This is a genomic window from Haloprofundus halophilus (assembly GCF_003439925.1).
Taxonomy (GTDB): Archaea; Halobacteriota; Halobacteria; order Halobacteriales; family Haloferacaceae; genus Haloprofundus; species Haloprofundus halophilus.
The window spans coordinates 704186-719281 of the sequence record NZ_QQRR01000001.1; the positions used below are offsets into that span (position 1 = coordinate 704186).

At 68.2% G+C, this 15096-nt stretch carries 12 protein-coding genes; 3 read left to right on the top strand and 9 right to left on the bottom strand.

Annotated elements, in window-relative coordinates; translation table 11 throughout:
- Positions 1–181 precede the first annotated feature (181 nt).
- The 6 genes from DV709_RS18475 to purL all read right to left on the bottom strand — a co-directional run bounded on the left by DV709_RS18475 (position 182) and on the right by purL (position 9928).
- Positions 182–877, bottom strand: a complete 696-nt coding sequence (locus DV709_RS18475; RefSeq protein ID WP_449272243.1) for a DUF7846 domain-containing protein — start codon at positions 875–877, stop codon at positions 182–184.
- A 1454-nt stretch (positions 878–2331) separates the two neighbouring features.
- The gene (locus DV709_RS03525) at positions 2332–3486 is read right to left on the bottom strand and encodes an ABC transporter ATP-binding protein (RefSeq protein WP_394338681.1); all 1155 of its coding nucleotides are present in this window, start codon (positions 3484–3486) and stop codon (positions 2332–2334) included.
- A gap of 103 nt (positions 3487–3589) precedes the next feature.
- Positions 3590–5242, bottom strand: a complete 1653-nt coding sequence (locus tag DV709_RS03530) for an ABC transporter permease (RefSeq protein WP_117591805.1) — start codon at positions 5240–5242, stop codon at positions 3590–3592.
- 46 nt (positions 5243–5288) lie between these two features.
- Complete coding sequence (locus tag DV709_RS03535) at positions 5289–6452, bottom strand: iron ABC transporter substrate-binding protein (protein WP_394338684.1); 1164 nt, start codon at positions 6450–6452, stop codon at positions 5289–5291.
- A 44-nt stretch (positions 6453–6496) separates the two neighbouring features.
- The gene (locus tag DV709_RS03540) at positions 6497–7669 is read right to left on the bottom strand and encodes an alpha-1 4-glucan-protein synthase (protein ID WP_117591809.1); all 1173 of its coding nucleotides are present in this window, start codon (positions 7667–7669) and stop codon (positions 6497–6499) included.
- Positions 7670–7771: 102 nt separating this feature from the next.
- On the bottom strand, positions 7772–9928 hold the full coding sequence (gene purL, locus DV709_RS03545; RefSeq protein ID WP_117591810.1) for a phosphoribosylformylglycinamidine synthase subunit PurL: 2157 nt from the start codon (positions 9926–9928) through the stop codon (positions 7772–7774).
- A gap of 167 nt (positions 9929–10095) precedes the next feature.
- On the opposite strand from purL, the gene DV709_RS03550 reads away from it, so the two are divergent.
- Genes DV709_RS03550 through DV709_RS03560 form a run of 3 tightly spaced genes read left to right on the top strand, consistent with a single transcriptional unit; the run spans position 10096 to position 12168 of the window.
- Complete coding sequence (locus DV709_RS03550) at positions 10096–10305, top strand: hypothetical protein (protein WP_117591812.1); 210 nt, start codon at positions 10096–10098, stop codon at positions 10303–10305.
- Positions 10306–10354: 49 nt separating this feature from the next.
- Positions 10355–11038, top strand: coding sequence for a PHP domain-containing protein (locus DV709_RS03555; RefSeq protein ID WP_117591814.1), 684 nt, complete (start codon positions 10355–10357; stop codon positions 11036–11038).
- A complete protein-coding gene (locus tag DV709_RS03560) occupies positions 11038–12168 on the top strand; it encodes an asparagine synthase C-terminal domain-containing protein (protein ID WP_117594065.1) in 1131 nt (376 codons plus the stop codon). The genes DV709_RS03555 and DV709_RS03560 overlap by 1 nt, the downstream gene beginning before the upstream one ends.
- Positions 12169–12219: 51 nt before the next feature.
- On the opposite strand, the gene DV709_RS03565 is transcribed toward DV709_RS03560, so the two are convergent.
- The 3 genes from DV709_RS03565 to DV709_RS03575 all read right to left on the bottom strand — a co-directional run bounded on the left by DV709_RS03565 (position 12220) and on the right by DV709_RS03575 (position 14877).
- Positions 12220–12861 (bottom strand): DUF7344 domain-containing protein, encoded by a 642-nt coding sequence (locus DV709_RS03565; RefSeq protein ID WP_117591815.1) that lies wholly within the window; start codon positions 12859–12861, stop codon positions 12220–12222.
- 336 nt (positions 12862–13197) lie between these two features.
- Positions 13198–13668, bottom strand: a complete 471-nt coding sequence (locus DV709_RS03570) for an NUDIX hydrolase (protein WP_117591818.1) — start codon at positions 13666–13668, stop codon at positions 13198–13200.
- Between the two features lie 228 nt (positions 13669–13896).
- Positions 13897–14877: a transcription initiation factor IIB gene (locus tag DV709_RS03575; protein ID WP_117591820.1), complete on the bottom strand. Its 981-nt coding sequence runs from the start codon at positions 14875–14877 to the stop codon at positions 13897–13899.
- Positions 14878–15096 lie beyond the last annotated feature (219 nt).

Genomic DNA, 15096 nt, shown 5'->3' on the forward strand with positions numbered 1-15096 from the left:
AAGGAGTTGCGTTTTCGACGGCGACGGGGGTTGAACCGGAGGAGCCACGGAGAGACATCTACATAGCTATCTGGAAAGATATCTGTATAGCCAACTCTGGAATCTCGGGGAGAACGGGCCGCAGACGGCCACGTTCCGACTCGGTCGCGTTCCAACTCGGTCGCGTTCCGACTCGGTCGCGCTATCCCGACGCCGTCGCGTTCGTCGCCACGGAGACGCCGTCGAGGTAGTCCCCGTCGGGGCCGACCCACGTCCCCTCGCGGCCGCACTCGGTCCGGAGGCGACAGACTCGCGTCTCCGGCGGCCACAGCGCACGGACCTCGTCACCGTCCCGGTCGACCGTGAGCTCCTGTCGGTACGTCACCGACTCGCCCGCGGTGCCCGCGAACCTGACGACGAGGTCCAGTTCGCTCGCGCCCGACGGGAGCGGTACCGGTGGCCCGTCGGCGTCGCCGCCCGTCCGGTCGAGGTTCGCCACCCGCACGCCGTCGGGCGTTACCGTCCACTCGACGGCGACGGCGTCGCCCTCGGCGAACCCCCCGACGGAGTAGCGAGCGTACCCTCGTTTGGTCTCGACGCGGACGCTGACGCGCGTCGCTCCGCTCGGAACGCCGACGGTGGTCTCCCCGTCGATTCGTTCGCCGCGCAGCAGTTCGAGTCGCTGCAGTTCGGGGTCGACCGGTTCGACCGCACCGGTCCACGTCCCGCGGTAGGTGAAGCGGTAGAGCGTCCGGTTCTCGACGGCCGCGAGCGTCTGGAAATCCCTGTCGGGGCCGTCGTCGAGCGCGTACACCACGTCGCCGTCGAAGCCGGGGTCGTTGCGCAGATACTGGAACGGGTGGTTCTGCCAGTCGCCGTATGGACTGGGAACGAACACGAGCGCGCGGTCGAACTCGGCGCGCTCGAACGGTTCGTACGTCGTCTCGAAGTTGTCGGTCCGGAGGCGGTTCTCCTCGTAGGGGTCGGCGACGACCGACGCCTCCGCGGCGGCGACGACGGGCGCGGAGACGAGGAGCAGGCAGGCGAGCGCGACGCGAGCGGTCCGCCGATTTCGGCGTTTCTCGACCGCGTCGGCCGCCGCGTCGGCGACGGCGACGACGCCCGCGGCGGCGAAGACGCCGAACGGGACGAGGAGGTCGAAGTGGTAGTACGGGCCGAGCAGGTCGACGAGTCCGTTCGCCAGCCCGTTGTGGGTACCCCAGAAGTAGAGGTTGCCGACGACGACGGAGACGGCGACGCCGAGCAACAGCGCCCTGACTCCGTGGACCGACAGCGCCGTCGATTTCGGCGCGACCGGAGCGCCCGCGCGCCGCCAGCGCAGGGCGGCGACGCCGACGCCGACGGCCGCGAGGAGTGCCCCCGCGCTCCCGACGGCGACCCAGTCGGTGAACAGCATCGAGAGCGCCTCGACGGCGACGGCGACCGCCAGTTCCGGGGTGTAATCGACGACGTAGCCGAGAATCTCGCGCTCGCCGAAGCCGAGGCCGTCGCGGGGGGCGAACGCCTCGTAGGGGAACAACAGCGGGTCGCCCGTCACGGCGGCGTTGTAGCCGAGCGTCAGCGCGACGAACGCGAGACCCGGAACCGAGACGGCGGCCGTCCGGACGAGCGTCTCGCGGAGGCGGTCGGTGCCGAGAGCGCGAGAGAGGACGGCCAGCGAGTGGACGATGAACGGGGCGGCGAAAAGCACCGCCGTGAACTGCCGGGCGAAGAAGGCCGCGCCGACGGCGACGCCCGAAACGAGCGCCCAGCGGCGACTCCCGATTCTCGACGCCCGAACGTAGGCGACGGCGAAACAGAGGTTCAGCAGCGTCGTCGGCGCGTAGGCGAGATACACCGAGGAGGTGAACAGAAACAGCGGCGACGCGAGGACGAACGCCCCGGCGAGCAGTCCGACCCGCTCGTCGAAGGCCATCCGACCGAGAACGGCGACGAGCGCGACGATTCCCGCGGCGACGGCGACGAGCGCGGCGACGTATCCGCCGGTGAGTGCACGAGAAAGGGCGAAGATGGCGGGCACCGCTGGCGAGTACTTGCCGTACATCCGCAGGGTCTCGCCGCCGTCGTCGACGACGAAGAACCACGGTCTGACGACCTCCGCGAGCGCACCCGGACGGAGGAACAGCCGACCCTCCAGCAGCATCGCCGCCTGCGTCAGGTAGACCGCCTCGTCGTCGTTGACCGAGTGGTACGCGAACAGGTCGGTGGCGAGCCACCCGACGACGGCGGCCGCGAGAAGCGAAAGCGCGAGCGTTCCGAGCGCGAAACCGCGACGCCGGAGAACGGACTCGTCGGAATCGGACGTCGAGAAGCGCCGACCCACCCACGACATCAGCGGTCGACGACGGTCTCGGCTCCCTCGGGGAACCACGAGAGGTCGTGCGCCGCCGCCAGCGAGAGCGCGACGCGCTCGCCCCGGTCGAGGTGGACGTCGTGGTTGTGCATGCAGCTAACCGCCTCGCCGGAGTCGAGTTCGATCTCGTACAGCGCCGTCGGCCCGAGGTAGCGCCGGGAGGAGACGACGCCGTCGCCGTCGGGGTCGGGCGTCGCTTCGAGGTCGTCCGGGCGGACCAGTAGCTCTATCGCGGAGCCCTCGTACTCCGGCGCGAGGCCGTGAATCCGCTCGCGCGGAACGTCGCCGATCGCCGTCGAGACGGCGTCGCGTCCGACGGTGCCGCCGAGGAAACTCGCGTGTCCGAGGAACCCGGCGACGAACCGCGACTCGGGGTGTTGGAACACGCGCTCGGGGCGACCGATCTGCTCGATTCGGCCGGCGTTGACGACGGCGACGCGGTCCGACATCGACATCGCCTCCTCCTGGTCGTGGGTGACCGAGACGGCGGTGACGCCGGCCGCTTTGAGGATGCGTCGCACCTCCTCGCGCATCCGGACCCGGAGGTCGACGTCGAGGTTCGAGAACGGTTCGTCGAGCAGCAGCACCGCCGGTTCGGGTGCGAGCGAGCGCGCCAGCGCGACGCGCTGCTGCTGGCCGCCGGAGAGTTCGTCCGGGTAGGAGTCGCGCTGCGCCGAGAGGTCCACGAGGTCGAGCAGTTCGTTCACGCGCGCCTCGCGGTCGGCGTCGTCCCACTCCTTCAGCCCGAAGGCGACGTTCTCGCCCGCGGTGAGGTGCGGAAACAGCGCGAACTCCTGGAAGACGACGCCGACGCCGCGGCGCTCCGGCGAACGGAACGAGCCGTTTCCGGAGACGACGTCGCCGTCGAGTCGAATCTCGCCCTCGTCGGGGCGTTCGAGTCCGGCGACGAGTCTGAGCGTCGTCGTCTTCCCGCAGCCCGAGGGGCCGAGCAGGGTGAGTATCTCTCCCTCCTCGACGGCGAGCGAGAGGTCCTCGATGACCGTCTTGTCGCCGAAGCGTTTGAAGACGCCGTCGAGTTCCAGCACCGGTTCCGTCGAAGCGGTCGACTCCCGCGTCGAACGCACCGCCGTATCGTTGACCATCGTGTCGTTGACCATCGTGTCGTTACTCATCGTGAACCACCGCCGCCGGGTTGTCGTTCGTCGTTCGTCGTTCGTTTCATCGATAGTGGGTCGTCGCTGTCGCGTTCGTCGATTCGTCGGTTCCGTCGGAGTATCATTTCACGTCGTACCCCTCCTGCGAGACGATGACGAGCATCGAGAGTCCCGAGACGGCCAGGAGGATGAGCGCCGGGACCGCCGCGCGGCCGAAGTAGCCCTGACTGTAAGCCGACCAGACGCGCGTGACGAGCGTCTCGAACCCCGTCGGCGCGAGAAACAGCGTCGCCGGGAGCTCCTTCATCGTCGTGAGGAAGACGAGCGCCATCCCGCCCAACAGCCCCGGCGCGACGAGCGGCAGCGTGACGCTCCGGAACGCGCCGCCCGGGGTGCGACCGAGCGTCCGCGCAGCCTCCGGTAGCTTGGGGTCGACCCGGAGGAACGACGCCCGCAGCGAGCCGACCGCCTGCGGGAGGAATCGGACGACGTAGGCGAACACGAGGAGGTAGAGCGTCTGGTAGATGGGCTGCGCGTAGGAGGTGCCCAGATAGACGAGCGCCAGTCCGATGACGACGCCGGGAACCGCGTAGCCGACGTACGTCGCGCGCTCGGCGAGCGTCGCGACCGTCCCGCGGTGGTGGGCGGCGACGTAGGCGACCGGGAACGCAAAAATCGCGGCGACGGCGGCGGTGGCGGCCGCGACGCCGACGGAGTTGAGCACGTACGAGATATCGAACGCCAGGGTCTCGCTGCCCACGTCGCTCGCGCCGCGGACGAACCACGTACCGAGAACCACCGACGGGACGGCGAGCGCCAGCGCGGAGACGCCGGTACAGAAGCCGAGCGCCGGACCTTTCCAGCGGCCGAGCCGGACCCGGTCGGTCGCTCGGCCGCCGCCGTACACCTGCTCGTCGCCGCGGATGCGCGACTCCGCGGCCAAGATGAGAAGCGTCACCGCGACCAACTGCAGCGACAGCAGGGCGGCCAAGTCGCGGCCGAAGGAGTTGAACTCGACGAAGATGACGCGGGTGAACGCGTCGAAGCGCATGATCGCCGGCGTCCCGAAGTCGGAGAGCGTGTACAGCGCCACGAGCAGCGACCCGGCCGCGACCGCGGGTCGAATCTGCGGCACCGTCACGCGGCGGAACGCCTCCCAGCGGGTGTGTCGGAGCGTCCGCGCCGCCTCGACGAGCGTCGTGTCCATCGACTTCAGCGCCGCCCGCGTCGTGATGTAGACGTAGGGGTAGGTGTACAGCGTGAGCACGAGCGTCGCCCCGGTGAAGCCGTAGAGCCGCGGCAGCGACTCGACGCCGAAGGGTTCGAGAAGCCGTTGGAGCGCCCCCTGCGGGCCGAACGCCGTCACGAACGCGAACGCGCCGATGTAGCTCGGGATGACGAGCGGCAGCGACACGGCGACGGTCCAGAAGCGCCGAAACGGGAGGTCGGTCCGGACCGTCAGGTACGCCAGCGGGACGCCGACGAGAATCGAGGCCGCGGTGACCGCGACGACGAGGGCGGCGCTGTTGGCGAACACCTCCACGGTCTGGGGCCGGACCGAGAGCGCCACCGCCTCCTCGACGCCTACGTCGAAGGCCAGCCGGACGAGCCATATCAAGGGGAGGAGGACGACGACGGCCACCGTGGCAGAGGCGAGCGACAGACCGAGCGGCGGCGTCGATTCGCCGAGCGGCGTCGACGCCCCGTTCGACGCGCTGCGGTCTTCGGCGTCGCTGGCGGCGTCGTTCGCTCCGGTACTGTGTTCGGCGTCCATCTGTGTGTTCGGTGTGTAGGTGACGAGTCGGTGGAAACGTCCGCCCTCAGAGGACACCGACGTCGCGCATCAGGTCGACGGTGCCTTCGAGGTCCGACAGTTGCGTCAGGTCTACCCCCTGCGGCGGGTTCAACTCGTCGATACGCGGCAGGTCGCCGACGGGGTCGACGCCGGAGACGAGCGGGTACTCGAACGTCTCGCGGGCGAAGTAGTCCTGCGCCTCCGCCGACAGCAGGTGACGGATGAAGTTCGCCGCGAGTTCCCGGTTGTCGGACGTGTCGACCGTACACGCGCCGGCGACGTTGAAGATGCTCCCGGCGTCGCCGCTCGTGAACGCGGTGGCCAGCGGTGCGTCGTTGCGGCCCGCGAGGATTCGCTGGATGTAGTAGTGGTTCGCGAAGCCGACCGAGATCTCGCCGTCGGCGATGGCCTGACAGACCAGGAACTCGTCGCTGTACTCCTGGACGCCGAGGTCCAACATCCCCTGGAGCCACTCGCGGGTCGGCTCGTCGCCTTCGAGCACGCGCATCGCCGTGACGAACGCCTGAAACGAGCCGTACGTGGGTGCCCAACCGACCTCGTCGGCGAACCGTTCGGCGTCGGGAAAGGCGGAGATGTCGTTCGGGACGTCCGAGGCCGACCACTGGTCGGTGTTGTACGGAACCGTCCGGGCGCGGCCGGAGGTGCCGGTCCACCGACCGTCGGGGTCGCGGAACTCCTCGCGGACGAGTTCGAGCACGTCGTCGGGGAGCGGGGTCGTCCGACCCTCCTCGGCGAGCGTGCCGAGCGAACCGGCGTTGACCGAGTAGAACACGTCCGCGGGACTTCCGTCGCCTTCGGTGATGATCTGGTTGACGAGGTCCGAAGAGCCCGCGTACCGAACCTGGACGGAGAAGTCGTCGTAGAGGTCGTCGATGAACTCGACGAGTTCACCGACGAGCGCCTCGCCGCGGCCGGAGTAGACGGTGAGTTCACCCGAGAGAGCGGGCATCTCCGACATCGAGGTGCCGCCGTCGATGGAACGGTCCCCGAACGGTGACCGACCCGAACCGATCTGTCCGATGCTCTGTGAACCGTTCTGGCTGCCGTCGTCGCTCCCGCCGCCGAGAACACCGTTACAACCCGCGAGACCGGCGACGCCGGCCGTGAGCCCCGCGGCGACGAGGCGACGCCGACTGAGCCGTCCCGTGTCGTTTCGCTCCATATGGATTTTAGGTCTGCCTAAAATAATATAGAACTACCGGTTCGGGCGTCTCAGTCGTCGCTCGGAATCGGGCGTTCCGCGGCCGGCGTCGTCTCGGCCGCGTCGAGCGCCGACAGGCAGTCGAGCCACTCGCGCATCCGTTCGCCGACGAAGGTGAAGAACGCGCCGTTGTTGTACTCGCTCCAGTCGCCCTCGGCGAGTTCGTCGGCGATAGCTTCGAAGACGCCAGCGTACGTCTCGCGGCCGCCGCCGACGCCGTCGACGACCTCCCAGAGATGTTCGTTCAGTTCGAGTCCCGGCACCTCGTTGTTGAGGTCGTCGAACGTCGGTCGCGGGGCTTTGTTGTGTTCGCAGAGCGGCCGTCCGTTGACGACGTCCTTGTCGAGGACGTCGGCGGCGCGCTTGAGGAAGACGCCCGACCAGATGTCGTCGAAGCGCCCGACGTCCCACTCGTTGTCGTCCATCGGCAGTTGGTAGAACGCCGGGACGACCTCGCGCCGGAAGGCGAGGTTCATCGAGCAGACGGTCAGATACTGACCGCGGTCGGCGACGAAATCCCCGCCGAAATCGTCGGCCGAGGTTCGGGTCTGCGCCTGTCCCCGGAGGTCGCCGTCCATCAAGATGCGGACCGCGTCCAGGTCGGGAACGTTCGTCCACAGCCCCTGCGAGGCGACCACCTCGTCGACGTATCGGGTGTCGGTCTCGACCGACTCGTCCATCGCCGCGTAGGGGTAACCGCGGGGGTAGAGCCCGTGTTCGTCGAAGTTCTGGTAGAGGACGTTCACCCACCGCTCGTCGGAGCGGACGCACGTGATCTCTCCCTCGTAGTCGAGATTCTCGAAGTGGCGACCGAAGAAGTCCTCCTCGGGGTGCGGGAGCGTGTCGTCGTCGATGAAGAACCCGTACTCGAACTCGTTGGCCCACAGGTAGAGGAGGCCGAACGAGGTCTGGGCGTGGCTGGCGGCCGGAATCAGGTGAGCGTACTGCGAGAGACCGTGCGCCTCGAACCACTCCCGGCGTCGACTCCCGTCGAACACGTCGCCGGAGACGCCCTCCTCGTCGAGCATCGCGCGCATCGCAGCCGTGTCGCAGAAGTCCTCGGTGACGAGGACGACGTGTAACCGGTCGAGGTCGAACCCGTGGTCTCGGGCGTTCTCGAAGTACGTCCGCATGCACTCGTACTCTCGTATCGTCGGGACGATGACGCAGGTGTCGGCACGCATGGTCGTTGCTCACACGTTTTTAGGACGGCCTAAAAAGCCTGCCGATTTTTAGGATTGCCTAAAACAGCGGCCGTGAGAAACGGGGTGTCGTCGACGACCCCGTCAGTCCAACTCGCGGGCGATAACGTCGCGGAGTTCTCGAATCTCGTCGGCCGAGTAGTCGAGCGTCTCCTCGCCCACGGAGAGCGAAAGCGCCCCACTGTCGGTGGCTTCGCCGAGTTTCACGACGGGCGCGACTCCGTCGAACGCCTCGCGCACCGCCGCTTCGTCCGTCGTCTCGACGATGGCGCGGCCGGGCGTTTCGTCGAACAGCGAGAGCGCGTCGTCGACGGCGACGTCCGCGCCGGCCTCCGCGGTGACCATCTCCGCGAGCGAGACGGCGAGGCCGCCGTGGCTCACGTCGTGGACGGCGAGCGTCGCCCCGTCGTCGGCGACGGCGGCGAGCGCCGAGACGACCTCCCCCGGGTTCTCGGGCAGTTCGGGGAACCGGTCGGCGCCGCCGGCGTGCGCGAGGAACTCAGACCCGCCGAGCGCGTCGCCCGCTTCGCCGACGAGCAGCAGCGTCCCCTCGCCCGAAAACGCCGCGGGCGGGGCGTCGTACCCCGTTTTCGTCCCGACGACGGCGAGCGTCGGCGTGGGCGGAATCGGTCCCGTCACCGAGTCGTTGTACAGCGAAACGTTGCCGCCGACGACGGGCGTCGAGAGGTCGCGACACATGTCGGCGAGACCGTCGACGATTCCCTTGAACCCGCCGTACACCTCGGGTTTCTCGGGGTTGCCGCCGTTGAGACAGTCGACGGCCGCCAGCGGCGTCGCGCCCTTCGCGGCGAGGTTGGCGACGTTTTCGAGCGCGACGGCCCGCGCGCCGTCGTAGGGGGCGGCGCTCGTCCACTTCGGGTTCGCGCCCGAGGAGAACGCGAGTCCCGTCTCTGCCTCCCTGATAGCCATCACCGCGGCGTCGTCGCCGGGTTTCACCGCCGTTCGAAGCCCGACTTCGTGGTCGTACTGGCGGTACACCCAGCGCTTGCTCGCGGTCGTCGGACTGCCGACGACGGCCTCGAAGGCGTCAGCGAGGTCCGCGTCCGGCAGGTCGCGCTCCGGCTGTCGGGGTTCGACCGAGTCGAGGTCGTTCATCGGCGCGCCGTCGGCCAGATACTCGGCGGGCACGTCGACGGCGACTTCTCCGTCGAACGTGCAGACGTAGTTGCCCTCCGCCACCTCGCCGATGACCGAACAGCCGATGTCGTACTTCTCGGCGATTTTCTGGACCGCCTCGACGTCCTCGGGACGCACCTCGTAGCACATCCGCTCCTGAGACTCGGCGAGGAGAATCTCCATCGCGTTCATGTTCGGTTCGCGCTGGTGGACCGCGTCGAGGTCGATACGAGCGCCGAAGCCGCCTTTGGCGACGAGTTCGGAGGACGCGCCTCCGAGACCGGCCGCGCCGAGGTCGCGCGCCGACCGCACGAGTCCGGCGTCGACGAGTTCCTCGTTGGCTTCGATGAGCAGTTTCTCCGTGTAGGGGTCGCCGACCTGCACGGCGGGTCGGTCCTCGGTCTCGGCGTCCTCGGCGAGGTCCTCGCTGGCGAACGACGCGCCGCCGAGGCCGTCGCGGCCGGTGCCGTTGCCGACGAGTACGAGTTTGTTGCCGGCCTCCTGGGCTTCGGCGGTGACGAGGCGGTCGGCGGGGAGGAGGCCGACGCAGGCGACGTTCACGAGCGGGTTCCCCTCGTAGTCGGGGTGGAAGTCGACGCTGCCCGTCACTGTCGGGACGCCGATGGCGTTGCCGTAGTCGGCGATGCCCTCGACGACGCCCTCGAACAGGTAGCGCGAGTGTTCGTCCTCGAACTCGCCGAAGTAGAGCGAGTCGGCGAGCGCGATGGGGTACGCGCCCATCGAGAGCGTGTCGCGGACGATGCCGCCGACGCCCGTCGCCGCGCCGTCGTAGGGGTCGACGTACGAGGGGTGGTTGTGGCTCTCGATGCCGAGCGTGACGTACGTGTCGTCGTCGACGGCGACGACGGCGGCGTCGTCACCGGGACCGATAACGACGCGCTCCCACGGGTCGCTACGCTTCCCGTGTTCGTCCGAGGCGCTTCGCGCCTCGCGCTCGCTGTCGAACGCCGACAGCAACGGCCGAGACGAACGGTACGCGCAGTGCTCGCTCCAGAGGTTCTCGAACAGCGCCGCCTCGGCCGCCGTGGGTTCGCGGCCGAGTTCGGCGACGACGAGTTCGCGGTCGGCGTCGGAGAGACTCATTCACCTCCCTGTTCAGAAAGCGTCGATAAATCCCTTTTCATATGCACGCACGTGTGTATCGTCGCCGGCGAACGGAGCCTCCGGGACCGTGCTCTCCGGGTAGATTTCACAGTCCGGGCGTGAGATTCCGGTAGTTCTATGATTGCACGTGGTCACATCGGCCACTAATGGACGAATCACGCCTCTGGGGAGGAATCGGCATCCTCATCGGGCTCGCAGGTATCGCCATCATACTGTTCTACCCGGATTCGGAGTTCCTCAGTATGCTCGCCGCGGGGCAGGTCACCGAGTTCACGTTCCTCTACGGCGTGGGCGTCATCCTCGCCGTCCTGTTCACCACGGTCATCATCGCTCCGAGCATGCTTCGAAGCAGGTAGGGCGGTCGGGACCGGCGAGTTTTTTTAGACACCCTCCCAAAGGCTGTTCGTGTTATCGGTCGAACTGCACGCGCACTCCGCGCTGTCGTACGACGGCCGCGACCCCGTAGAGTTGCTGCTCGAACAAGCCGCGGCCGTCGGACTCGACGGGCTGGCAGTCACCGACCACGACGAGATAGACGCGAGCATCGAGGCGGCCGAACGCGCCGCCGACTACGGCCTCGTCGGCATCGTCGGCATGGAGGTGACGAGTTCGGCGGGCCACGTGCTCGCGTTCGACATCGACGAGCAGATTCCCGCGGGCCTCTCCTACGACGAGACGCTCGACCGAATCCGAGACCAGGACGGTCTCGCCGTCGTCCCCCACCCGTTCCAGAAGTCCCGCCACGGCGTCGCCCCGCACATCTCGCGGGAACAACTGGCGAGCGCCGACGCCGTCGAGGTGTACAACTCGCGGCTCCTGACCGGTCTCGCCAACCGGAAAGCAGAGAAGTTCGCGCTCGCCAACGACCTCCCGATGACCGCCGGCAGCGACGCCCACATCAGCGAGATGGTCGGACAGGCGGTGACCGAAGTCGGAACGAACGAACGCCGCGCCGACGCCATCCTCGACGCGATCGCCGAGGGCCGGACGGGCGTCGTCGGTACCCGCACGCCGTGGCACATCAGTCTCCGACAGGCCGCCGGCGGGGCGAAGCGGCGCATGAAACACGCGGTCACCGACTTCCTGTGATTCGCGGTGCGACTCCCGAACGCGTCGAGGACGCGTTCGAACGCGGCGACCCGCTTCCCGGGACCGCCGGATTCGCGGGCCGTCTCGACGCCGGGTCGGTCGCCTGCGACGGGCCGCTTCTCGTCCGCGACGTACTCGGCCGACAACCGGTGTTCTTCTCGGAGCGCGACCCGACGACGTGGAGTTTCGACCCGACCGACCTCGACGACCCGAAACCGCTCCCGGCGGGTCACGTCCGGCAGCTTCCGAGTCGGGGAGAAGCGGAGACAGAGAGTGTGCGCGCGTGGACGCTTCCCGACCCGCCCACGTTCGACGACGACGAGACGGCGCTCGACGCGGTTGACGACGCCGTGCTGCGGAGCGTCCGCGCCGTCGACGCCGCCGACACCGCCGTCGCGTTCTCCGGGGGCGTCGACTCCGCGCTCGTCGCCGCCGGGATACCCGACGCGCCCTGCTACGTCGCCGGGTTCGAGGGGTCGCACGACATCGAGGCCGCCCGCGACGCCGCCGAAGCGATGGACCGGGACCGCGACCTGCGGGTGGTCGAGTTCACTCACGACGACCTCGTCCGCGCGGTCCCCGAGATCGTCGCTGCGACGGGGCGGACGAACGCGATGGACGTCCAGATCGCGTTGTCGCTGTATCTCGTCGCGGAGCGCGTCGCCGCCGACGGCTACGACAGGCTGGCCGTCGGACAGGGCGCGGACGAACTGTTCGGCGGCTACGCGAAGGTGGCGAACGCCTCCGACGACCACCGCGTCGACGCCGAGACGGTCCGCGGCGCGACGCGCGAAGTCGTCGCGACGCTGCCCGACCAACTGGAGCGCGACGTATTGGCGCTGCGCGCGGCGGGCGTCGAACCGGTCGCGCCGCTGCTGCACGACGACGTGGTCGCGGCCGCGCTCCGACTGCCGGGTCGCCTCCTGACCGACGGCGAGGAGCGCAAGATTGCGCTTCGACGTACCGCCGACAGAGTGCTTCCCGCTGCCGTCGCCGCCGCGGACAAGAAAGCCGTCCAGTACGGGAGTTTAGCGGCGCGCGAACTCGACCGACTGGCCCGCCGCGCGGGGTTCAAACGACGGATGGACGACCACGTCGGGCAGTACGTCCGCTCGCTGACCGACCGGTAATCGAACAGAGCGCGCTCGGCGAGGAGTCGGCGACTGCTCTGTCTCCGTTTCTCAGGGGTGCGCCGGCGAGGACGAACCGCCGAGTGGCGGCGAGCGGTACAGGAGCGACACCGTCCCTCGGTCGGCGTCGTAGTCGACGACGCCCGTTTCGGCGAGTTTCGGGAGGAGAGAGTGGACGAGATGCGCCGCGTGCGTCTGCGGAGAACCGCCGACGCGAGCGGAGAGCGCGGCCGCGACGTCCGAAACGGCGAGTTCCTCGTCGTCGTCGGCGTCGAGAACGGCCAACGTCGCCCGCATCGTGGTCGTCGAAAACAGGCGGACCCCGGAGCCGGTCCGTTCGTCGTCGAAGTGGGCCGCCAGTGAGGGGACCTGGTCGGTGTCCCGTTCGACGAGCCGGCGACCGGGTGTGAGCGTTCGACTGGCCGAGTCGTACTCGACGAATCCGGCGTCGGTGAGCTTCGGAAGGTGGACGTGGTGAAGCGAGAGATGGAGCGAGGCTTCGCGGTCGGCAGCCGTCGGCGTCGGCGAGTCGAGCGTCCGAATCGCTGTGACCAGTTCGGTGAGCGTCGAGGGGTGAGAGTCGTCCGATAGCAGCGTTACGACCTGCCGGCGACGCGGATGCGAGAGAACCGCCAGTAACTGCGACAGCTCATCCACGTCGTCCGCGGTAGCAGAGGATTGCTCGTCGGTCATCGCGTACCTGCTGTTGCGAGCACGCTCGCATCAGTGCGAGGCCTAACCAGTTAGTGACGATATACAGACACGTTCCGCGCATCGTTCGAGAAGCGCTCGGGATAGCGTTCGCTCCTCACGGTGGAGATGCTGCCGTCAGCGTCGGGTCGATGTGGTGGGTGCAAGCAGGCGGTGAGCGCTCGAACGGGTGGTCACCGCGCAACAGCCTCGGCACCCGTTCGGCAATCGGTCAGGACACACGACGGGGTGGCCGCGTCCTCGTTCAAAAACCCTCGCTACCGACAGACAGACCCGTACCGGCCTCAGCGCCGTACCGGCCTTAGCGCCGTACCGGCCTCAGCGTCGACCGGACGCGCACCCGATGGCTTCCAGACCGAGTTCGACCACGTCGGCGTCGAGGTCGCTCGTCCGGAGGTCGTCGGGGGTGTACCAGTCCCACACGTCTGCGCTCTCTTCGCCGTCGTCGGGGTCGATGGCACGCGAGTCGGTCGTCGCGTAGTAGATGTGGTCGATGTGCTGGTGGCTGACCCCGTCGTCGTGAACGTTGATATCTTCGAGCAACAGATGCCGCGGCCGCGGAATCGTCCGCGCCGTCTCGGAGGCGATGGTGGAGTGATCGGCGAGTAACGTCGGCTCCAGACCCGTCTCCTCGCGGGCTTCTCGGAGCGCGGCTTCGTGGGGGAGTTCGTCTCTGTCGACGTGGCCGCCGGGGGGCAGTCGCAGGCCGAGCCGCTTGTGCTCGTGCAGCGCCGTCGCCCCGTCGTTGACGATGTACACCGTCGCCGTGAAGTGCCGCGTCGTCTCCATGCCGAACGGTGGCGGCGACCGGTTTTAACCGTCGTGACTTCCGGCGACCGAATCGGCGGCGACCGCTTCGATTCTGCGACCGAATCGGTAGCAGTCGCTCCGACTGTGGGTGCGAAAGGGGGAGTCGAATCCGCGGCGGGGGTCGAGCGGTATCGGCAGGCGTCAGCACGCGTTGGCAGGTGTCAGCACGCGTTGGCAGGCGTCGGCAGGCGGCGGCGCACGACCCGACTACGGCAGGTGGACCTGCTCTTCGGCTTCGAGCAGTTCGTGGTACCGGTTCCGGATGGTGACTTCGCTGATGTTGGCGACGTCGCTCACTTCGCTCTGAGTCACCTTCTCGTTGGTCAACAGCGAGGCGGCGTAGACGGCGGCGGCGGCGAGGCCGACCGGCGACTTACCCGAGTGGACGCCCTGTTCTTTGGCGTTCTTCAGCAGTTTTCGTGCGCGGCGTTCGGCCTCGTCGGAGAGGTCGAGCGCCGAGGCGAACCGCGGGACGTAGCTCTCGGGGTCTGCGGGCTGGATTTCGAGTTTCAGCTCGCGGACGACGTAGCGGTACGTCCGGGCGATTTCGTCCTTCTCGACGCGGGAGACGCCCGAAATCTCGTCGAGACTGCGCGGCGTTCCGGCCTGACGAGCGGCGGCGTACAGACTGGCCGTCGAGACGCCCTCGATGGAGCGGCCGGGGAGCAGGTCCTCGCCGAGCGCGCGGCGATAGATGACCGAGGCGGTCTCGCGGACGTTCTCGGGGAGGCCGAGCGCCGAGGCCATGCGGTCTATCTCGCCGAGTGCCTGTTTCAGGTTGCGCTCTTTGGAGTCGCGGGTGCGGAAGCGCTCGTTCCACGTCCGTAGCCGCTGCATCTTCTCCCGCTGGCGGCTCGACAGCGAGTTACCGTAGGCGTCCTTGTTCTGCCAACCGATGTTCGTCGACAGCCCCTTGTCGTGCATCATGTTCGTCGTCGGTGCGCCGACGCGGGACTTCTGGTCTTTCTCCTTGGAGTCGAACGCGCGCCACTCGGGGCCGCGGTCGATGCCGTCCTCCTCGACGACGAGACCGCAGTCGGTACAGACGGTCTCGCCGTGTTCGGTGTCGCTGGCCAACTGTCCGCCGCACTCCGGGCAGCGCAGCGTCTCGTCGGCTTCGTCTTCGTTCTCTTCCTCGTCTCTCTGTCGGGTGCGCTCGCCCGTGTACCGTCGGACACTATCAGTCATTGTTAGGGGTAGTGGGGTGGTGGAGAGACGCCTCTCTCGTGGACTGTTCTCCATCGGGTTGTTCGGAAGCGATTCACTTAAGTCTGGTGCCGAAATTAGGGGTCGAGACGCCTCGAAAACTACGTTCCGGCGGGCCGGTCGCACCGATGGTTTCGATGGTGGATTCGGTCCGGTGGCGCTGGCGTCTCGTCACGGGGGCCGATACTTTTCGCTTTCGCC

Bases quoted from the DNA above. Each gene is read 5' to 3' on its own strand.
- DV709_RS03525 (WP_394338681.1), bottom strand. From the start codon at position 3,486: ATGAGTAACGACACGATGGTCAACGACACGATGGTCAACGATACGGCG.
- DV709_RS03530 (WP_117591805.1), bottom strand. From the start codon at position 5,242: ATGGACGCCGAACACAGTACCGGAGCGAACGACGCCGCCAGCGACGCC.
- DV709_RS03540 (WP_117591809.1), bottom strand. From the start codon at position 7,669: ATGCGTGCCGACACCTGCGTCATCGTCCCGACGATACGAGAGTACGAG.
- purL (WP_117591810.1), bottom strand. From the start codon at position 9,928: ATGAGTCTCTCCGACGCCGACCGCGAACTCGTCGTCGCCGAACTCGGC.
- DV709_RS03550 (WP_117591812.1), top strand. From the start codon at position 10,096: ATGGACGAATCACGCCTCTGGGGAGGAATCGGCATCCTCATCGGGCTC.
- DV709_RS03565 (WP_117591815.1), bottom strand. From the start codon at position 12,861: ATGACCGACGAGCAATCCTCTGCTACCGCGGACGACGTGGATGAGCTG.
- DV709_RS03570 (WP_117591818.1), bottom strand. From the start codon at position 13,668: ATGGAGACGACGCGGCACTTCACGGCGACGGTGTACATCGTCAACGAC.
- DV709_RS03575 (WP_117591820.1), bottom strand. From the start codon at position 14,877: ATGACTGATAGTGTCCGACGGTACACGGGCGAGCGCACCCGACAGAGA.